The organism is Blattabacterium cuenoti (assembly GCF_014251955.1).
Classification (GTDB): domain Bacteria; phylum Bacteroidota; class Bacteroidia; order Flavobacteriales; family Blattabacteriaceae; genus Blattabacterium; species Blattabacterium cuenoti_L.
Window position 1 is genome coordinate 1 of the sequence record NZ_CP059203.1, and the last position, 22,356, is coordinate 22,356.

Sequence of the window (22,356 nt, forward strand, 5' to 3'; positions counted from 1 at the left end):
ATGGATAATGAAGCTTTAATAGATTCTTTTTCAGATTTTAAATATGAGAAAAATATAGATAGAGTGAATCTCATGGCTATTTTAGAAGAATCCATACGATGTGTATTGAAAAAAAAATACGATTCTTCTAAAAATTATGATATTATTGTTAATCCAGATCAAGGAGATTTAGAAATTTGGAGAAATCGGATAGTAGTCAAAGATGGTTCTGTGAAAGATATCAATAAAGAAATAGAATTATCTACAGCTCGTAAAATAGAACCAGATTTTGAAATAGGAGAAGAAGTAACGGAAAAAGTTGAACTAAAATCTCTTGGAAGAAGATCTATTTTATCTTTAAGACAAAATTTACTTTCAAAAGTAAATGAATACGATAATACAAATACTTATAAAAAATTCAAAAATAAAATAGGAGAAATTATTAACGTTGAAGTCTATCATATCTTGCCGAGACAGATTATTATGAGAGATGAGGAACAAAACGAAATGGTTCTCCCTAAACAAGAACAAATTCCAAATGATTTTTTCCGTAAAGGAGATCCTGTTAGAGTTTTGGTAAAACGAGTGGATTGGAAAGATAATAAACCCTTTGCTATTTTGACTAGAAGAGATGAAACCTTTTTAGAAGAGCTTTTTAAATTAGAAATACCAGAAGTTTCTGAAGGATTAATCACGGTTAAAAAAGTAGCACGAATTCCAGGAGAAAAAGCAAAAGTTGCTGTGGAATCTTATGATGATCGTGTAGATCCTGTAGGGGCTTGTGTTGGAATGAAAGGCTCTAGAATTCATCCTATTGTTAGAGAATTGAAAAATGAAAATATAGATGTAATTAATTATACATCTAATACACAATTATATATCACAAGAGCTTTAAGTCCTGCGAAAGTTTCCATGATGGAAGTTAATGAAAAACACAAATATGTCAATGTATATGTTCAATTTGAAGAAATATCTAAGGCAATTGGAAGGGGAGGACAAAACATCAAATTAGCTAGTCAATTAACTGGATATAAAATTCATATATTTAGAGATTTTCCTTATGAAGATGATGTAGAATTGACAGAATTCTCTGATGAAATAGAACCAGAAGTTCTAAAACAATTTCATAAAGTGGGGTTAAATACCGCAAAATCCGTTTTAAATTATAGAAATAATGATCTTATCAAACGGACTAATCTTGAAGAAAAAGTTATCAATAAAGTAGTTTCTATCCTCAAAAAAGAATTTGAAGAAGAATTCAATAATACATAAATTCTTTTATTTTTGTTCTTATTTTAATTATTATATGACTGATAAAATCAGATTAAAAACAGTATTGACGAAATTCAATATTTCCTTACAAAGAGTTGTTAGTTTTTTACAAAGAAAAGGAATCAAAATAGAAAATAATCCTAATGCAAAAATAGAAGAACAGGTATATAGGTTTCTTGTAAGAGAATTTAAAACTTACAAAGAAATACGAGATGCTTCTGAAAAAGCTTTTTTGCAAAAAAGAATAGAAAAAGAAAAAATAAAAAAAGAGGTGCTTAAATCTAAAAATATTTTTTCTGATACTCAGCAAATTATTCGTGCAAAATCGGAAAAACTAATTAGTTTTAAGAAGATCGGGAAAATAGATATTGATACATTAGAAAAAAAATATGGAACATATAAAAAAGAAAAAAAAAATAGAAAATCTTTTGAAGAAAAAAAAATTGAGAAATTTATTCCACAACAGAATAAAAATAACAACAAACCTGAACATATAGATACTATCTATCAAAAACTAGATGGGGTTATGTTAACAGGAGATAGAATTGATCTATCTCAATTTGAAAAAAAAAGAACCAAACAAGAAAATCACATTAAAAAAAAACGTAAAAGAATTAAAAAAGAAATAATTATTGAAGAAATAAAAAATATTCCTGTTAGTAGTAGAAAAAAACAGGAAAGAAGAAATGTTTTTAAAAATTCTTCTTATGATAAAAAAATGGATAAAAAAAATAAAAAAACTTATCAAAAATATGGAATAACAGACGAACAAATTGAGAAGCAGATTAAAGAAACTTTAGAAAAACTTTCCTCAAAAGGAATTAAATCAAAAGCTTCAAAAATTAGAAAAGAAAAACGTCAGTACAAAAAAGAGAAAAGAATTCTTCAGAATGAGAAAATAGAAAATGAAAAACAAGAAAAAATTCTTAAAATAGCTGAATTTACAACTGTAAATGAATTAGCGTCTATGATGAGTATAAACGCAACAGATGTTATTGTTTCTTGTATGTCATTGGGAATTATGGTCACTATGAATCAAAGATTGGACGCAGAAATCTTAACTCTTGTTGCTGATGAATTTGGATATAATGTAGAATTTGTAGGATTAGATTTAGAAGAAGCTGTTCAAGGAGATCATGATTTAGAAGAAAATTTAAAATCTAGACCCCCCATCATTACTGTCATGGGTCATGTGGATCATGGAAAAACATCTTTATTAGATTATATTAGAAAGACTAATGTCCTTGCTGGAGAAGCTGGAGGGATCACTCAACATATAGCCGCTTATAGTGTAGAATTATCGAATAATCAAAAAAGCATTACTTTTTTGGATACACCAGGACATGAAGCTTTTACTGCTATGAGAGCAAGAGGGGCACAAATTACAGATATAGCAATTATAGTTATATCTGCAGATGATCAAGTCATGCCTCAAACTAAAGAAGCTATTAGCCATGCTCAAGCAGCAAATGTTCCTATTATTTTTGTATTCAATAAAATTGATAAACCTAATGCAAAACCTGATAAAATTAAAGAACAATTGGCTAATTTAAATTTTCTAGTAGAAGAATGGGGAGGAAAATATCCTTCTCAAGAAATTTCAGCAAAATTAGGAACTGGAGTAGATAAACTATTAGAAAAGGTTCTTTTAGTCTCCGAACTATTAGATTTAAAAGCAAACCCCAATAAACCTGCTACAGGAACTGTTATAGAAGCTTCTTTGGATAAAGGAAGAGGATATATAACCACCTTGCTTCTACAAGGTGGAACATTAAAAGTAGGTGATTATGTTTTAGCAGGAAGTCATCATGGAAAAGTGAAAAATATTTTAGATGAACGTGGAAAATCCATTGCATATTCAGGACCATCGAAACCTATCACAATTCTAGGATTAAATGGAGCTCCTACTGCTGGAGATAAATTTAAAGTATTTAAAGATGAAAAAGAAGCAAAACAACTTGCTTCTAGAAGAGAACAATTACAAAGAGAACAAAATATAAGAGCTCAAAAACATTTAACTTTAGATGAAATAGGGAGACGTATAGCTCTAGGAGACTTTAAAGAATTAAAAATCATTCTTAAAGGAGATGTTGATGGCTCGGTAGAAGCTCTTGCAGATTCTCTAGAAAAATTATCTATAAATAGGATTATGATTAATATTATATATAAAAGTGTTGGTCAAATCACAGAATCTGATGTTTTATTAGCAAGCGCTTCAGATGCTATTATAATAGGATTTAATGTTAGACCCAATATTGGAGCTAAACAGATTGCAAAAAAAGAAGATATAGAAATACGGACTTATTCAATTATATACGACGTCATTAATGATATTCAAGAAGCCATGGAGGGAATGTTATCTCCAGAAATCAGAGAAAAAATATTAGGAAACGCAGAAATAAGAGAAATTTTTAAAATTACAAAAACAGGAACTATAGCTGGATGCATGGTAGTAGAAGGAAAATTATTACGTCAAGCAAAAGTAAGACTAATTCGAGAAGGAATTGTCATTCACAATGGTGGTGTTTTTACTTCTCTAAAACGCTTTAAAGAAGATGTCAAAGAAGTTTCTAAGGGATATGAATGCGGATTGGGAATAAAAGATTATCATCATCTAAAATATGGAGATATTGTAGAAGTTTACGAAGAATTATTTACTACTGCAAAGAGGACTTTTACTTCAGATAAAGATAATAAAAAAAAATAAGTTAATATCATCAAGTGGATGGATGATGAATCAATCACAATCAATAAATCAATAATGTATTCTCATCAACTACTATATAGAACACATAATTGTGGAGAACTTTGTAAAAAAGATATTGGAAAAGAAGTGGTTTTATCTGGATGGATTCAAAAATTAAGAAATCTAGGATCCTTAACTTTTATAGATATTAGAGATTACTTTGGAATAACACAACTTATTTTTTCAAAAAAAAGAAAAAAAAATACTGAATCTGAATTGGGAAAGGAATTTATCATTAAAGTTCGTGGAAAAGTAGTAGAAAGAGTCTCTAAAAATTATAAAATTCCTACAGGAGAAATAGAAGTTCTAGTCTCTCAAATTGAAGTATTGAATTCATCTATATCTACTCCTTTCCTTATAGAAGATCAGACAGATGGAGATGAAAAATCTCGTATGAAATACAGATATCTGGATATACGAAGAAATCCAATAAAGAATAATTTGAAACTTCGTCATAATATTTCTTTAGAAATACGAAATTTTCTTTCTCAAAATGGATTTTTAGAAATAGAAACCCCTGTATTAATTAATCATACTCCTGAAGGAGCTAGAAGTTTTGTAGTTCCATCTAGAATACATTCTGGAAAATTTTATTCTTTGCCTCAATCTCCTCAACTATTTAAACAATTATTGATGATTGGTGGAATTGATAAATATTTTCAAATTGTAAAATGTTTCCGAGATGAAGATGCTCGTTCTGATCGTCAAATAGAATTTACACAAATAGATTGCGAAATGGGTTTTGTCTGTGTCAGTGATGTATTGATTTTTTTTGAAAATTTTATAAAACATATATTTCAAAAAATAAAAAATATTCAATTAGAAACTTTCACACGGATTACCTATTCTGATGCAATTAGAATGTATGGAACAGATAAACCTGATTTACGTTTTGGAATGAAATTTGTGGAGTTGAATGATTTAGTTAGAAAAAAAGAAATTGAATTTTTTCAAAAACAAGAACTAACAATGGGAATAACTGTTCCAAAATGTAGTTATTATACATGTAACCAAATCAATTTAATGATTGAATGGATGAAAAAACAACCAAAGATAGGAATTGAAGATATTTTTTGGTTGAAATATTTTCCAGATAAAACATTGCTCTCTCCAATGAGTAAATTTATGAAAAATGAAGATATAATCACGTTCGTAAAACATTTTAAAGCAAACCCTGGAGATTTATTGTTCATTTTTTACGGAAAAAAAACAAGAAATCAACTCAGACAATTACGTTTAGTAGAAATGGCCCATCGTTTAAATCTAAAAAAAACTAAAGAATTTAAACCTTTATGGGTTACAGATTTTCCTCTTTTAGAATGGAATGAGGAAATTCAAAGATATAAACCCTTTCACCATCCTTTTACTAATCCCAAAGAAGAAGATCTTCCCTTTCTAGAAAAGTATCCGGAAAATATTCGTTCACAATCTTATGATTTGATCATTAATGGAGTTGAAATTGGAGGAGGATCTATACGTATTCATAATAAAAATATTCAAAATTTAATTTTGAAACATTTAGGATTATCCAAACAAGAAATCCAATCTAAATTTGGTTTTTTCATCAAAGCTTTTGAATATGGAGTTCCGCCTCATGGTGGAATTGCTTTTGGATTAGATAGATTAATCGCTATTTTAGAGGGAAAAGAAAATATAAAAGAATTTATTGCATTTCCAAAAAATAATTCTGGAAAAGATATAATGATCAATGCTCCATCTTTTTTGGAAATGAAAAAATGAAAAGAATTATACTACTTTACTTATAATAATTTATTCTTCTTATATCGTATAGAAGATTCTTCATAAACAAAAATAGCTTTCTTTTGATCTTTCCAATCTCCTATGATTACTTTTTTACCCTCTAAATCTTTGTATACCATAAAGAAATGTTCTATTTCTTTTTTCACATGAAAAGAAATTTCATCAATGCTATTAATGGGATTATAATTTGGATCTTCTGTAGGTACGCAAATAATTTTTTCATCTTCTCCTTTTTCATCAGTCATAAAAAAAATACCAATAGGTTTAACTCTAATTAAACAACCTGGAATTGTTGGTTCTGTTAAAAATACCAATACATCCAATGGATCTCCATCCTTTGAAAGAGTTTTTGGAATAAATCCATAATCTGTAGGATAACTCATAGAAGAATGTAAAACTCTATCTAAACGAATTAAATTATTTTTTTTATCAAATTCATATTTATTTCTACTTCCTTTAGGAATCTCAATGAATACATCAAAGTTTACTTCCATATATATTTTTTTGAATTATATTTTTGTGTAACAATTAAATTTTTCTAAATATAAGGCAACTTTTTTAGCAAATCCTCCTCCTAGAACTCCATCTATTACACGATGATCATAAGAATGTGATAAATAAATTTTATGTCTAATTCCAATAAAATCTCCTTTCGGAGTTTCAATTATGGAAAGTTTTTTTTGTATTACTCCTATCGCCAGGATAGCTACTTGTGGCTGATGAATAATAGGAGTTCCAAATAAATTCCCAAAACTACCAATATTGCTAATTGTATAGGTACCTCCTTGTGTTTCTTCAGGTTTTAATCGATTCGATTTAGCTCTTTTTATTAAATCATTAATAATTTTTATTAATCCTCTCAAACTATAGGAATCTGCATGTTTGATCACAGGAACTATTAAATTACCATCAGGTAATGCGGTAGCCAATCCTATATGAATATTTTTTTTTTTTCTAATATTAGTTCCATTCACAGAAATATTGATCATTGGAAGATCTTTTATAGCTTTAACTACACATTCTACAAATACAGACATTAAAGTCAATTTTTCTCCCGTATTTTTTTGAAAAGTATCTTTCATTTTTTCTCTCCATTTAACAATGTTTGTAACATCTGCTTCAACAAAAGAAGTAACATGTGCAGATATGTTTTTACTTTCTATCATATGTGATGCGGTCATTTTACGCATTCTATCCATTTCTATAATTTCCTCACTATTATTATGATATGAAAATGAAAGATTGTAAGGAGAAATGATTTTATTTTTAATATTTTGAATATATTTCAATATATCTTTTTTGGTAACACGTCCTTTGTCTCCAGTTCCTTCTATAGTTTCTAATTCATAGAAACTAATTCCTTCCCGATGAGCTATAGAACGGACAAGAGGGGAATAGAATCTTTTTTTTAATGATTCTTTTTCTTTTGTTTCTAAAATAGCTATAGCGGTTCCTACTTTAACCACTTCATTTGGAGAAAATAATTTTCTTTTCAATATTCCATTTACAGGAGAAGAAATTTCAGAATCTATTTTATCCGTAGCTATCTCTACTAAGAGATCTTCTTTTTTTATAGAATCTCCTTCGTTTTTTAACCAACGAATGATAGTAGCCTCCGCTATACTTTCACCCATGGCTGGAAGGGTCAAATTATATTCGGACATCTAAATTTTTTATCGTTTTATATTATATTATTTTTGTTTCTATGTAAAAAAGAAAAAACTAATAAAACCAAAAATAATAAATTCATTTTAAAAAATGAAAATTCTTTCGTTGAATCAAATTAAAAAAGCGGATCAATATTGTATTGATTACGAAGATATTTCTTCTGTAGAATTAATGGAAAGGGCCGCAAAAAGTTGTTTTAATTGGATGATTAAACATTATCATCATAAACTTATTAGAAAAATACCATTTATCATATTAGTAGGAAATGGAAAAAATGGAGGAGATGGACTTTCCTTATCTAAAATGTTACATTTACATGGGGTTATGGTTACGATATATATCGTAAATATTTCTAATCATTTTTCAAAAGAATTTATAATTAATAAAAATAAAATATTAAAATATGGAATAGAATTGAATACAATCAATGAAGGAGAAAAATTTCCATCGTTTAATAATAAAAACAGCAAACTTATTGATGCGGTTTTTGGAATAGGATTAAACCGTTCTATTAAAGAATATTGGAAATCTTTTTTTCATTATATAAATAATCAAAAATTTTCATCTGTTATTTCTATAGATATTCCTTCTGGACTTTTTATGGAAAAAAATCATGATGATTTTGAAGAAATTATTATAAAAGCGACTCATACATTAACCTTTCAAGTTCCAAAACTTCCTTTTTTTTTACCAGATTATGCAAATTATGTTGGAGAATGGCATTTGTTAAATGTTGGATGGAAAAAAAAATATACAAATAATATGCATGTTAAAAATTTTTATATTGATGACACAGACGTCCGTTTCATTTATAAGAAAAGAAAAAAATTTTCACATAAAGGAAATTATGGACATGGAGTTATTATAGGAGGAAGTTATGGAATGATTGGATCCATTTTTCTTTCTGCAAAAGCAAGTTTTCGAATTGGAATAGGAAAATTAAGTGTATATGTCCCACGTTGCGGAAATCAAATTATACAAACTATTCTTCCAGAAGCGATTGTAAAAACAGATATGCAAGAAAACTTAATCGGGACGATTCCCAATAGTTTTTTCACTACTACTAAGAAACATGCTGCAATAGGAATAGGAATGGGAATGGGAAAACACCCCATGACTGGATATGCATTAGAATCTTTTCTTTTAAGATTAAAAAATAAAAATAAAAAAATTCCTATGGTGATAGATGCAGATGCTATCAACATTCTATCTGGTCAATCAAACATCCTGAATCTTCTAGAAAAAGAAACTATTCTTACTCCACATCAAAAAGAATTTGATAGATTATGTGGACCATGGAAAAATGATTATCAAAAATTATATTTATTAAAAAAATTTTCTAAAAAATATAACCTTTTCCTTGTATTAAAAGGAGCACATACTGTTATTTCTACACCTCATGGGGATCTTTATTTTAATAGTACTGGAAATCCAGGAATGGCTACAGCTGGGAGTGGAGATGTACTTACAGGAATTATTACAGGATTATTAGCTCAAGGATATTCTCCAAAAGATGCTTGTATCATGGGAGTTTATTTACATGGTTTAGCTGGAGATATTGCATCAAAAGAATTAAATGAAGAATCTATAATGGCCATGGACATTATAAATTATATAGGAAAAGCTTATCAAAAAATAAAAAATCATAACATGATATAATATTATAATTCATTCATTATAATGAATAAATCTTTTTTTTATAATTATTTATTATTTATTTTATACATACGACGATATATTACTGTATATATGAAAATTATTATGGATAGAAAAAAACTGATTTTAGATATATAATCTCCATACTTGATATAGAAAGTTTTTTTTTTATTTATGAAAATTTTATTTGATAAAACTCCTTCTATTCCGTACGGAATAGAAGAAATGATTTCTCCTTTTTCGTTAATAAAACAAGACACTCCTGTATTTGCAGATCTTGCAATATATTTTCTATTTTCAATAGCCCTAAGACGTGCATAATATAAATGTTGCTGATATCCTTGTGATCTCCCCCACCATCCATCATTAGTAATAATAGCCATAAATTCTGCATTTTTTTTAAAAAATTTAGATACATATTCTCCAAATACAGATTCATAACAAATAATAGGAGCTACCTTGACTTCTAAAAAAGGATGTAGAAATATAGTAATAGGATCATCTTGTTTTCCATGTTCCATTACCGATCCTCCAAAATTAAGTAAAATGTTACCCAATATAGGAAAAAGAATTCTTTTATAAGGAAAAGTTTCTACAGCTGGGACTAGTTTAGATTTATGATGAATTTCAATCTTATCATCAGAAGATATTTGTATTATAGAATTAAATATATCAATCCATAGGATATCGTTTTCATTTTTAAAAAAAATTGGAGTAGAAGTTTTACTAAAATCTTTTTTTTTATAAAAATCGAATAATTCTATTCCTGTAATAAATACGGTTTTTGGAGAAATTTTTTTTAGATGATTTCTAAATATTGATATGATGGTGTTTCCCCCTATATTTTTCATATAAATTTTGCGACCATTTCCTGGAAATATTGTTTCAGGGGCTATAATAAAAGTATTTTTTCCAATTTTCTTATCTATTAATTTTTTCAATAAAGAAATCAATTTTTTCGTTGAAGTTTTATATTTTTGATGATATGGATGAATATTAGGTTGCAAAATTAAAACGTCAACAATTCCATCCTTTTTTTCTTCACATTTTAAGTATATATAATTTGAAATCAAAATGAGGAAAAAAATTTTTCCTATATTGAGAAATATATTTTTGTACAGAGAAAGTACGTTTTTATTCTTTTGATATTTTATAATAGAATTAATCAAACCTATGTTAACTATCCATATCCATGCCGTTCCTCCCAAAGAACCAGTATATTCATACCATTGAATCCATTCAATATGATTAGAAAATCCATTTCCTAAATTTAACCATGGCCAAGATAATTCCCATTCTAAATGCATTTTTTCAAATGAGATCCATGTACAAACTAAAAATACATATCCTATTTTTTTACTTTCTACATGTTTTTTTATCCATGAGTAAAACGTAAATACAATTGACATAAAAGAAGCATTAAGTAGAACAGGAATTAAGTAGGCTTCTATTGCAAAACTTCCATCCGGTCTTTTTGCATAAGATAACCACCATGTAGATATAGCATTCCATGTGAAAAAAGTAAAAAAAGACAATAAAAATATTATCAATACAATCTTTTTTTCTGAAAAAGAATGATTTAAATGTTCTTCTGCATATAGTAGAGGAATAAAAGCTATAAATAAATATAAAGGATTTCCGTAAGTAGGCCATCCCAATCCTAATAAAATTCCAGAAAGAAGACTGCAGAAAAAAAATTCAATTTTATCGTGTTGGATGAATCCTGATTTACAATACAATTAAAAAAAATTACTAGATTGAATTTTCAGTTTTTTTCTCTTTCTCTATTTTTCATTCAACATTTTAATTGTGGAGCTGGCGGGATTCGAACCCGCGTCCAAACAAGTAGCACAAAAGATTTCTACATACTTATCCAAAATAATTTTTTTTAGACTTAAATCGAGTTTTGGATCTCGAATAAAAGCTTAGATTCAAAAAAAACAGAATTGGAAAACTTAAGAATCATCCGTTTTCTTATCCTTATATTTATGAGTATCTCTTAATCAGTACCTATAAGGAAAAATTACTGAGAGATATTTTGCTTCTGCGTATTTTTGCAGATTTCACTTTTATGCAATAATGATGAAGAACATCATCATGCATTAAGCAGCAAAAGCGTATTGTTTTTCGCCGTTTATATGTTTGTAACGTTTTTTTTACGTGTAAAACCTTACGTCACACGGTATGCTTCCCTTTATCACTAATCTTGCTGTCAATTCCAAAAAGTCAGCCCCTTTTTTTTATTAATTAATATTAATCTCAATATCATTGAGAAAATAACAAAGACAAATTTATTAAAAAATTTTAAAAAAATCACATAAATTTACAGAAATATTAGTTTTAATTTAGAAACAGCATCCCCTACAAGACTCCTAATATTTTTTCTTTGTAAGAATAATTTTTATTGATTGATTTTCAATCAAATCAAACTATCTTGATCTGAAGCGTCTAATCTAATGAAAATAAATAATAGAACAGTAAAAGAGAAAAAAGAAGATCCTCCGTAACTAAAAAAAGGTAAAACAATTCCTATTGTTGGAAAAAGACCCATTACCATGCTTAAATTAATGAAAAAATGGATGAAAAGAATATTTCCTACTGAATATCCAAAAATTCTTCCAAAAACATCTTTTTGTTTCTCGGATAAAAAATATATTCTACTAATGAACAATAAATAAAATATAATTAATGTAACACTTCCTACAAATCCCCACTCTTCTCCTACAGTACAAAAAATATAATCCGTATGCTGCTCAGGAACAAATTTTCCTTTTGTAATGGTTCCTTTTTGATATCCTTTTCCAAAAAATTTACCGGAACCAATAGCCGTTTTTGAATAGAGAAGGTTATATCCTACATTATCTCTATATTTTCTATCAAATTCGTTTTGAAAAAGAATGTTAATCCTATCTTTATGATGTTGTTTTAAAAATTTATTAAAAAATAACGGAGAAATGATAACAAAAGTGGATAAAAAAATCAAAAGAAATAAATAAAATAATAAATCATTTATAGATCTTTTTTTTACAAGAAAAAAAAATAGGAAAACTGAAAAAATACAGAATATAATAATCCAATAGGATATATTGAAAGAAATAACAAACAAAAAAATTAAAAACAATACACATAAAAGAAAAAAGATAGATAATCCTTGTCTATATAAGGTAAAAATAAATGAAAAAAAAACTAGAGATGAACCTGGATCTGGTTGAAGAAATATTAATAATGAAGGCAATATGATTAAAAAAATAGATATAAATATATTTTTATTTTTTTTAACATTTTTTTGACTCAAGATCTTAGATATCATTAAAGATGTAGATATTTTGGCCAATTCAGAAGGTTGAAAACTAATAGGTCCAAAAACATACCAAGATTTTGATCCATTTACATTTTTTCCGAAAAAAAATACTCCAATCAAAAAAAGTAACGTAAATAAAAAAAAGAATGAAGAAAAATATTTATAATGTATTGGTTTTAATAAAAAAACCAAAAATATACAAATAAAACTAAATAAAATCCATACTAATTGTTTTTCCGCTTTCTCATAAGAAACAGAATATAGGTTCATGTATCCAAAAAAAATCATGAAAATATAAAGAATCACGATCCACCAGTCTATATTATTATTCCTTAGTAATGTTTTATTTCTTTTGATTTTTATTATCAAGAGTCTCTTTTTTTTTAATTTCTATTTTTCATTTTTGCTATATTTTCGTACACTTTTTGTAACCCTGAATTCATAATATTCTTTTCAAGATTTTTTCTATGAACATTATTTCTAATATATTTTTCTGCGATAAGACTGGCTATAGGACCTGCCCAACGAGATCCAAAACCTCCATTTTCTATGATTACAGAAATAGCTATTTTAGGATCTTCTACTGGAGCAAACAATATAAAAATAGAATGATCAGGTAAAGATATTGTTTTATGATTGATTTTTATAAAATTTTGTGAAGTGCCTGTTTTTCCAGCCATTCTAATATCCGATGATTTAAAATTTTTCCCAGTTCCAATTATAAATACTTTTTCCATTCCACTAATAATGAAATCAAAATATTTTCTTTTCACTTTAGTGTATTTAGCACGAATGTAATTAGGATTAGAAATAGGTTGATGATTGATATATTTTACAATATGTGGGGTATAAAAAAAACCTTTGTTTGCTATAGCACAAACCATATTAGCTAATTGTATGGGAGTGACATTGATTTCTCCTTGACCAATACTATTGGAAATAATTGTAATAGCATTCCATTTTGTATATCCATATTTTTTATTATAATAATCTCCAGAAGGAATAACCCCTTTTTCTCCAGTAGCTAAATCATTATACAAATAATTTCCAAATCCAAAACTTTTAATAATATCACACCATTCATTAACTCCTTTTGTTAAATTTTTTGGATATTTTTCAATGACGCGTTTATAAACTTGTGCAAAATAATTGTTACAAGAAACAGCAACAGCTGTTTCTATTCCTATAGGGACCCCATGAATTCCAGAATGACAATGAATTCTTTTTTTTCCATATTTAAATCCATTATAGCATATAAAAGTTGTTTTTGTATCTACTACTTTCATTTGAAGACCTGCTAATTCTGTCATTAACTTAAATGGAGAAGCAGGAGGATAACGAGCTTGTGTCGTTCTATCAAATAAGGGATAATCTATTGTATCTTTGATTAATTTTTTAAATTCTTTAGATCGGTTAATTCCTACAAATAAATTAGGATTATTGATAGGACTAGAAACTAAAGATAAAATTTCCCCATTTTTAGGATTAATAGCGACTATTCCCCCTTTTTTTTGGAACATAAGTTTTTCTGCATAATTTTGTAAATTCCAATCTATAGTTAGAGAAATATCATTTCCATTAATTGCTTTAATATTATTTTTTTTATTATTATAACTTCCTATAATACACCCTTTTTTATCTCTTATCCAATATTTTACTCCTTTTTTTCCTCTCAATATTTTTTCATAAGATTTTTCTACTCCAGCCCAACCAATAAAATCTCCTATTTGATAATAATTGGATTCTTTCTTGATATCCTTCTGGCTTACTTCTCCAATATATCCTAAAACATTAGCAGAACTTTCTACTTTATAATCTCTAAGAGAACGTTTTGTCCAATCAAATCCTTTATATTTATAAAGTTTTTCTTGTATATTTGCAAATTTCTCTTTTGAAATAAAAGGAAGAAAAACAGAAGGTAAATATTTTGAATAAGCTTTTGCTTTTTCTAAATTTTTGTGGAAAGTATCTTTTCTTATTCCTACAAGATTGCAAAACTCAATGATATTAAAATTTTCATCTATCAGTATAGGAATGACTATTAATTCGTAAATAGATTTATTAAACACTAATAAATTATTATTTCTATCAAAAATAGAACCTCTTTCAGGAATAATAATTTCTTGTTTTATAGAAGTGTTAAATGCATTTAAAATATATTTTTCAGTATATATTTGTATATAGAATAGTCGAGTTATAAAAATTAAACCTATAGAACTTAAAAAAATGTAAAAAATATATAATTTTTTCAATGTTTAATTTTTCTCAAAAAAAAATATATAATACATAAAATAGTTGTAAAAATACTGCTAAATATAGTTTTCAATAAAATAATTTTGTTGAAACAGGATAACTTCAATATTTCTAATATCAACAAAGAAAAATGATGTGTAATAATTAATGAGAAAATGTAAAAAAATTTCCTAATAAAAGGCAATTCATAAACAGAAAAATCACTTTTGTAAAGAAAATTTTTTCCTTCAAAAAATTGTAGAAATTTTAATCTAAAAAAAGCAGAAAGAGTCGTAGAAAAAGCATGTATTCCGCCAGAATTCATACAATGATCTATGATCCAACCTATCATAAAAGATAGAAACAAGAATACAAATCTATTTTCATGATAGGAATAAGTTAATATAAAAATTATATATATATAAGAAGTATACCAATCCAAAATTATATAATAGTTAAATACTGATATTTGAATTAAACAAATAAAAAAAATGGAAAAAACAGAGAAAAAAAAATTCTTTAGAAAATTCATTATTTATTTTCAACTTTATTTTTATTATAAAGTTGAATATTGTTCCATTCTTTTTTGAATAAATTTTTCACAACATAAGCATTTTCTATGTTAGAAAAATTTTCTAACAATTTTACTTTTATAACATAATTGGCATGTTCTTCATCAAATCTATAACAAGAGACTCTTCCAATTGGAATTCCTTCAGGAAAAGTTGCGGATTTTCCATCTGTTTCTACTATCTCTCCCTTGTAGATAGTAGAATGTTTAGGAATATCGTATAAAACAACAGATTCATGATCTAATCCATCCCAACTAACTGTTCCGAAATATTTATTTTTTTTTAATCTGGCATTAACTTTAATTTTTGGATTTAAAAGAGAAATAGCTATACTAAAATGTGGTGAAGTTTTTATAATAATTCCTGCAATTCCATCAGATAAAATAATCCCCATATCTGTTTTTATTCCATCTAAACTTCCTTTATTTATAGTGATATAATTTTCCTGTTCGTGGATACTATTATTGATAATTTTTACGGGAGTATAAACATACTGTTGTAAATAATCAATATTATTTTTTTTAAAATCTTTGGTTGTTTTTCTTATTTTAGAAGATAGTTGAGAATGACGTAATTTTATATTTTCTTTTATAAGTCTTTTATTTTCAATTTCTAATGAAAAATAACTATGAAATTTATGAATTGTTTCATAAATTTTTCCAATAAAAAAATTGGAGGAACCGTTATAAATATATTGATGAAAATTCTTTTTAGAAAAAGAAAGAAAAATAGCTGCAGATTCTAATAAAAAAAAGAAAATAAAAAAACGCCATTTTAGAAAAAAATTAATAAATCCACGCATAAAAAATAATGGTATTAGAATCTACCTTTTTTTTTACTATCTATTTCATTAAAAATGTAAATTTATCAATATTTTTCAAAGCAACTCCTGTTCCTTTGACTACAGCTCTCAAAGGATCTTCTACTAAAGAAACAGAAAGACCTGTTTTTTTAGAAATTCTTCTATCTAATCCTCTCAATAGAGATCCTCCTCCTGCCATATAGATTCCTGTTTTATAAATATCTGCAGCAAGCTCTGGAGGGGTTCTAGACAATGTTTCCATCACAGCATCTTCAATACGCAAAATAGATTTATCAAGAGCAGGAATCGTTTCTTTATAAGAAATATTCATTTCTTTAGGCTTTCCTGTTGGTAAATCTCTTCCTTGAATATGAATATCTCCAGGAGGATTCTCAATAGATTCAGTAGCGGCTCCTATATCTATTTTAATTTTTTCAGCAGTTCTTTCTCCAATATATAAATTGTATTTAGTACGAAGAAAATATGCAATATCATTAGTAAAAACATCTCCAGCTATTTTAATGGATTTTTGACAAACAATTCCACCTAAAGCAATTACTCCACATTCTGTGGTCCCTCCTCCAATATCAATAATCATATTTCCTTCAGCTTTTGTAACAGATATACCGGATCCAATAGCTGCAGCCATAGGTTCTTCAATCAGGTAAACTTCTTTAGCATTTAGATGTTGAGCGGAATCTTTCACGGCTCTTTTTTCAACTTCTGTAATTCCAGACGGAATACAAATAACCATAGTTAATGATGGGGTAAATAATTTTTTATTTATTCCTGGAACTTTTTTGATAAATTCTCTTATCATAAGTTCTGCTACTTTATAATCGGCTATAACTCCATCTTTTAATGGCTTATAAATTTTAATATTTTCATGTGTTTTTCCTTGCATTTGTTTGGCTTCTTCTCCTACAGCTAGGACTTTTTTACTTCTTACATCTATGGCAATAATTGAAGGTAAATCAACAATAACTTTATTGTTATGCATAATGAGGGTATTTGCTGTTCCTAAATCTATAGCAATTTCTTGAGTAAATAGATTTTTCATAAAATCAACTAATCCCATATACCATATTCTTCTTTATTATGAATCCTAAAAATATTCGCTCAATTTAAAAAATAAAAAAATATTTTTCTATTTAAAAATGAAGTTTTTCAGTATATTATAGAAAAATTGTTGTTTGAAAAAACATAACGTTTATTTGTTGCAAGGAAGTAATAAAGAAAATAAAAAAAAATATTTAGATGAATCTTTATTCTTAATTTCCAAAAAAATTGGGGAAATCATTAAAAAATCTTCTTATTTTGAAAGCATAGCTTGGAATATGAATAAAAATACATCTTTTTTTTATAATAGAGCTTTGCATATAAAAACATTTCATTCTCCTATAGAACTTTTAGAAAAAATTTTAAATATTGAGTTTCTTATAGGTAGAAAATCTACTTGTAGTAGTAGTCGTAGTACGACTACTCACTGTAATCCAAAAAATCGTCTCTACCAAGATAGAGAAATAGATATTGATATCTTATTTTATGATCATCTTATAATACAAAGTTCTATGTTAACTATTCCACATCCTTTGTTTCATTTTCGTAGATTCGCTATAGAACCAATGTGTGAAATTTCTCCAAAAAAGCATCATCCTGTATTTCATTTAACACTATTGGAGATATTAGGGGGATGTGTAGATAAGTTAGAAGTAAAAAAAATGGATATTAGTTAGAGATATAATTTTATGAAATTTATTGATTCAAATAAATAATAATTAACATAACAACTATTGAACTAATTTGTTAAAAATTACAAAATCTATTATTCTATTTGGAAAAGAAATTCTTTTCTTTTTTTTTCTATCCTTTTTTCTTTTTGCAAAAGAAGAAAAAAACAATAAATCTATTCTATCTGAATCTGAAAATCCTATTCTAGAAATAGGAAATCTTACGAAAAATAAATTCAAAAATATTATTAAATATAGTTCAAATACACAAGAACATAATATAAAAGAAGGAAAATCTTATTTAAATGGAAATGCTTTTATAGAATATCTTGATACAAAAATTGAAGCAGATTGGATAGAATTTAATTGGAAAAATGGAGATCTCAATGCTAAGTCGATTAAAAATAAATATATTACTGTTATACAGGGAAATAGAAAATTTTTAACAAAAAATTTTTTCATTAATTTGAATGATAAAAAAGGAGAAGCTAATGACGTTTGTATCCAAGAAAAAAATCATGTTATCATAGCAAATAACATAAAAAAAGAAAATAATGGAACGAGTTTGATGAAAAAAGTGATATATACATCCGATCCTCTTTTTATAGAAAAAAAAGATACTAATCCTGATTTTTATTTAAAAACAAATAGTTTAAAATATTTCCATCATCAAAAATCCATTATTACTGGACCAGTATTTTTTTATTGGTATAAAGTTCCTCTTCCTATAGTTTTTCCGTTTTTATATATGAAAGAAAATAAGAATTCATTTTATGGAATAAAATTCCCTAAATTGAGGATTAAAAATAAAAAAATTTATATAGAGAATATAGGTTTATTTTTTCCAATTTCCAATTATTTCAATTTTACAGTATTCAGTTCTATATATGGAAATGAAAAATGGAAATTAGAAACAGAAATAAAATATAAATTAAAAAATACAATATATAAGAATAATAATGGATTAATTCATTTTAATTATCAAAGATTTTCAAATAAAAAATTTGATTATCAATTCAAATGGAAACATAATAAAAAATTTAATTCTGATATAGAATTTAGTGCTGATATCAATTATTTAACAAGCAATAGACTTTTCACAAAAAAAAGTCATGAAGTTTATGTTTCAAATATGAATATCAAAAAAAAATTTGATAATCATTCTTTGTTAAATATATCTGCCTATCTTATTCAAAAAATGAACAAAGGAGAAACGAAATTAAAGATTCCAGAAATTCGTTTTTCTATGCATAGAAATCATTTTTTAGAAAAAAAAAATACATTTATTCGTCAATTTATATTTGATTATCAAATAACTGCATATAATTCCATAATATATGAAAATCCTATTTTTTTATTAAAAAGGACGAAACAGAAAATGGATTTTCAAACTGAAATGAATCATACTATAAATATGGCAACTTATGTTCATTTTTCCCCTTTTTTGAAAATTTCACCAAAAATTCATTATAATTATAACGTATTTTATCCACGTAATTTTTATTCAAAATGGACTTTTAAAACTTCGAATGTAGTATCAACAGACATAATTTCTAATCCGTTATATTTAGAGATAATAAACAAAAAAAATTTTATTTTAAGACATGAAATAGAACCTATGTTATCTTTTTATTATAATATTACACCTTTGCCTAATTTTTTTAAATTAAAAAAAAATTCTTATGAAAAAAAAATAAATTTAGTACTAAGAAATAATTTGGAATTGAAAAAATTTGATTCAAAAAATACTGAAAATAAAATAAAAATACTTGAATTTTTTCAAGTAAGTACTTCATATATTTTTGATCCCCCATTTTTTAAATGGGAAAATATCCATTTTATAGGATATACTAATTTTACAAAATATTTAGGAATCAAATATAAAGGAGGAATTTACTTTGATGAAAAATATGAAAAAAAAGAAAAAATCAATAAATATTTTGATTTTTCATTTCATTACAATTTCATTAAAAATGAAATGAATATTTTTTCTAAAAATAAAAAAAATAAACATGAAAAACGAGGAAAAAATCGTTATGAATGTTTCTTGTTTGATAGAGATAATTATGCAAATTATTCAATTCCATTGAATTTTAAAATAAATTTAAATTCAAATTTTTATGAAAAAAATACAGAAAAATTTTTTCATACATTTTTAAGTGTAAATGGATCTATAGAGATCACTAAATATTGGAAAATAGATATTCATACAAATTACGATATTTTGAAACAAAAAATTATGTTGGCTAACATAATTTTTTATAGAGATTTAAGAAGTTTCAAAATGAATTTCAATTGGTCTCCCATAGGAGATCGTTATTGGTCTTTTTTTATTGGAATAAAAGATCCTATGTTAAGCAATATTTTGCAATATAATGAAGAAAGACATTATTAAATTAGAAAAAAAAATATGAAATTAAAAAAATGTTCAATGGAAAAAATTCCATCTTTAGGACCGTATAGTTCATACGTTATTGTAGAAAACTTTTTATTTATTTCTGGTCAAATAGCTATTGATCCAACAACTAAAAAATTAATTTCTGAAACTATAGAAATAGAAACTGAAAGAGTCATGAAAAATTTGCAAATTATTCTTTCAGAAACTGGAATTGGATTTGAAAATGTTATAAAAACTTCTTTATTTATAAAAAATATAAATGACTATCCTAAAATAAATTTTATATATTCTAAATTTTTTCAGAAAGAAAATTATCCAGCTAGAGAAACTATACAAGTTTTTGGATTACCAAAAAATGCAAACATAGAGATATCCTTAATAGCACACACAAAAAAAAATAAAAACTTAACATGAATTTTTTATAGGAATTAGTAAGTAAGTAGGAGATAGGATTAAAAAAAGGGATTGGGATTCATGGATCATAAAAAATATTATTATTTATTTGTATTTGGTTTTTTTTTAATTTTATTGATTAATAATAATCAAGCATACACTTTTCCAATAAAAAAATTTTTTTTCAAAAAAAAAATACATCTGATTCATGCTGATTTTATACAAAAAAATGAAAAGTCTCACAACGATATTTTTGATTTAACGGGGCATGTTCATTTGGAACATCATGGATATCACCTTTTTTGTGATAAAGCTATATATTATAAAAAAAACAATCAATTTTACGGATATGGAAATGTTCAATTAGTATCGAATCAAAATAGAATATATTCTCAAAAAATAGAATTTTCAAAAAATTTTTTAAAAGTATCAAAAAATGTGATTTTATTTCAAGATAATATAAAAAAATTAACGGCAAATGCAATTATCTATAGTTTTATTAAAAAATCTTTTCAAGCTACTAAAAACGTTATTTTATTTATTAATAATAAATTAAAATTATCTACTCATATTCTAGAATATGATCTTAAACTTAAAAAAATTTTTTATAAAAAAGGAGGATGGATTTTTTATGGAAACTCTACAATAATCTATAGTAAAGAAGGAAGTTATTTTCTTACAAAAAAAAAAGCAGAATTAAAACATGAAATCAAATTAGTTAGTAATAATTATACAGTATATTCTAATACAATGAAGTATTTTTTTCAATTAGACAAACTAGATTTTTTAAGTCCTACTATTGTAATCCATAATAATAATCAATCAAGTAATTCTTTTCTTTACCTTAAAGAAGGTTCTTTTTTATTTAGAAAAAAAATTTTTTTGTCTAAAAAAAATTTTAGTATCCATTATAAAGGAAAAATTATAAAAGGAGGATATTTGTTTTTTGATCACAAAAAAAAATATGGATTTATAAAAAATGTTTTTTTTGAAGATCCTAAAATAGGATATCTAATGGGAGTTTATGGAATTTTTGATTTAAATTCTGGACTTTTCTCTTTAAAAAAAGATTCAACAGCTGTAAAAAAAATCTCTAATCAAGATTCTATTATTATTCATTCTGATACTATTCAAATTTCTTTATTGAAAAAATCTACTACCTTGATTCAAGCTTTTCCTGTTAAAAACATTTTTTTTATGAATGGAGTTATGCAAGGAAAATGCGATTTTTTAGTATATGAACAATCAAATAATAATTCTTCTATTATCCATTCTTCAATGCTATTGAATGGAAATCCTATTTTTTGGATTAACAACAACCAACAATTTACTGGAGATAGCATTAGTATCTCTATGAAAAACAATATGATAGATTCATTATCTATAAAAAATGTGTTTTTTATAAAAAAAATAAATTCAGAAAAATTTCATCAAATAAAAGGAGAAAATATGACTGGTTTTTTTAATCATGAAAAAAAAAATATAGAAAAAATTTTGATTAAAGGAAATGCTAAAAGCATTATTTTTCTTTATGATACTACACAAAATTTAATTAACAAATCATCTTGTGGAATAATCTTGTTAGAATTAAAAAAAGAAGGAAAAGAAATTAGTAAAATTTCTTGTATAGATAAAGCTTATTCAGAACTTTTTCCTTTTTCCTCTAAAAATATTTACAAAAAAAACCTTTTTTTCCCTAAATTTTTTTGGAGAGAAAGAGAAGAAAAAGAAATTCAATCTAAAAAAAATTCTGTTTTGAAACAAATAGAAAAATATAAAGAAGAAAGTTTTTTGGAACAAAAAGAAAGAAAAAAAATAAAAAAAAATTAAATTTTTTATAGAGAAT

15 protein-coding genes and 1 other RNA gene are annotated in these 22,356 nt (G+C 25.5%); 8 read left to right on the top strand and 8 right to left on the bottom strand.

What is annotated here, in order from left to right; all coding sequences use genetic code 11:
* Genes nusA through aspS form a run of 3 tightly spaced genes read left to right on the top strand, consistent with a single transcriptional unit; the run spans position 1 to position 5,737 of the window.
* A complete protein-coding gene (nusA, locus tag H0H53_RS00005) occupies positions 1 to 1,251 on the top strand; it encodes a transcription termination factor NusA (protein ID WP_185870507.1) in 1,251 nt (416 codons plus the stop codon).
* A gap of 34 nt (positions 1,252 to 1,285) precedes the next feature.
* Positions 1,286 to 3,958 (top strand): translation initiation factor IF-2, encoded by a 2,673-nt coding sequence (infB, locus tag H0H53_RS00010; protein WP_185870508.1) that lies wholly within the window; start codon positions 1,286 to 1,288, stop codon positions 3,956 to 3,958.
* Positions 3,959 to 4,012: 54 nt separating this feature from the next.
* Positions 4,013 to 5,737 carry an aspartate--tRNA ligase gene (aspS, locus tag H0H53_RS00015; protein ID WP_185870509.1) on the top strand — a complete coding sequence of 575 codons (1,725 nt, stop codon included), beginning with the start codon at positions 4,013 to 4,015 and terminating at the stop codon, positions 5,735 to 5,737.
* A gap of 20 nt (positions 5,738 to 5,757) precedes the next feature.
* On the opposite strand, the gene H0H53_RS00020 is transcribed toward aspS, so the two are convergent.
* Both H0H53_RS00020 and H0H53_RS00025 read right to left on the bottom strand, forming a co-directional pair.
* Positions 5,758 to 6,252 (bottom strand): inorganic diphosphatase, encoded by a 495-nt coding sequence (locus tag H0H53_RS00020; protein ID WP_185870510.1) that lies wholly within the window; start codon positions 6,250 to 6,252, stop codon positions 5,758 to 5,760.
* 15 nt (positions 6,253 to 6,267) lie between these two features.
* The gene (locus H0H53_RS00025; RefSeq protein ID WP_185870511.1) at positions 6,268 to 7,422 is read right to left on the bottom strand and encodes a dihydrolipoamide acetyltransferase family protein; all 1,155 of its coding nucleotides are present in this window, start codon (positions 7,420 to 7,422) and stop codon (positions 6,268 to 6,270) included.
* 94 nt (positions 7,423 to 7,516) lie between these two features.
* Here H0H53_RS00025 and H0H53_RS00030 point away from each other — a divergent pair, with 94 nt between their 5' ends.
* Entirely contained in the window at positions 7,517 to 9,085 is a 1,569-nt protein-coding gene (locus tag H0H53_RS00030) for an NAD(P)H-hydrate dehydratase (RefSeq protein ID WP_185870512.1), read from the top strand.
* Positions 9,086 to 9,129: 44 nt separating this feature from the next.
* On the opposite strand, the gene lnt is transcribed toward H0H53_RS00030, so the two are convergent.
* The 6 genes from lnt to H0H53_RS00060 form a co-directional block, all read right to left on the bottom strand.
* Entirely contained in the window at positions 9,130 to 10,821 is a 1,692-nt protein-coding gene (gene lnt / locus H0H53_RS00035) for an apolipoprotein N-acyltransferase (RefSeq protein WP_238784266.1), read from the bottom strand.
* A 68-nt stretch (positions 10,822 to 10,889) separates the two neighbouring features.
* Positions 10,890 to 11,316: a transfer-messenger RNA gene (gene ssrA / locus H0H53_RS00040) on the bottom strand.
* Between the two features lie 185 nt (positions 11,317 to 11,501).
* Positions 11,502 to 12,653 carry a rod shape-determining protein RodA gene (rodA, locus tag H0H53_RS00045; RefSeq protein WP_238784267.1) on the bottom strand — a complete coding sequence of 384 codons (1,152 nt, stop codon included), beginning with the start codon at positions 12,651 to 12,653 and terminating at the stop codon, positions 11,502 to 11,504.
* 113 nt (positions 12,654 to 12,766) lie between these two features.
* A complete protein-coding gene (mrdA, locus tag H0H53_RS00050; protein ID WP_185870513.1) occupies positions 12,767 to 14,635 on the bottom strand; it encodes a penicillin-binding protein 2 in 1,869 nt (622 codons plus the stop codon).
* Positions 14,636 to 15,146: 511 nt separating this feature from the next.
* Positions 15,147 to 15,989: a rod shape-determining protein MreC gene (gene mreC / locus H0H53_RS00055; protein ID WP_185870514.1), complete on the bottom strand. Its 843-nt coding sequence runs from the start codon at positions 15,987 to 15,989 to the stop codon at positions 15,147 to 15,149.
* A 40-nt stretch (positions 15,990 to 16,029) separates the two neighbouring features.
* Positions 16,030 to 17,067 (bottom strand): rod shape-determining protein, encoded by a 1,038-nt coding sequence (locus tag H0H53_RS00060; protein WP_185870515.1) that lies wholly within the window; start codon positions 17,065 to 17,067, stop codon positions 16,030 to 16,032.
* Positions 17,068 to 17,182: 115 nt separating this feature from the next.
* Between H0H53_RS00060 and H0H53_RS00065 the strand changes: the two genes are divergently transcribed.
* The 4 genes from H0H53_RS00065 (at position 17,183) to H0H53_RS00080 (ending at position 22,340) form a co-directional block, all read left to right on the top strand.
* Positions 17,183 to 17,725, top strand: coding sequence for a 2-amino-4-hydroxy-6-hydroxymethyldihydropteridine diphosphokinase (locus tag H0H53_RS00065; RefSeq protein WP_185870516.1), 543 nt, complete (start codon positions 17,183 to 17,185; stop codon positions 17,723 to 17,725).
* Positions 17,726 to 17,792: 67 nt separating this feature from the next.
* Positions 17,793 to 20,114, top strand: coding sequence for a putative LPS assembly protein LptD (locus tag H0H53_RS00070; protein WP_185870517.1), 2,322 nt, complete (start codon positions 17,793 to 17,795; stop codon positions 20,112 to 20,114).
* A gap of 15 nt (positions 20,115 to 20,129) precedes the next feature.
* Positions 20,130 to 20,531 (top strand): Rid family detoxifying hydrolase, encoded by a 402-nt coding sequence (locus H0H53_RS00075; RefSeq protein ID WP_185870518.1) that lies wholly within the window; start codon positions 20,130 to 20,132, stop codon positions 20,529 to 20,531.
* A gap of 60 nt (positions 20,532 to 20,591) precedes the next feature.
* On the top strand, positions 20,592 to 22,340 hold the full coding sequence (locus H0H53_RS00080) for an OstA-like protein (RefSeq protein ID WP_185870519.1): 1,749 nt from the start codon (positions 20,592 to 20,594) through the stop codon (positions 22,338 to 22,340).
* Positions 22,341 to 22,356: the final 16 nt, after the last annotated feature.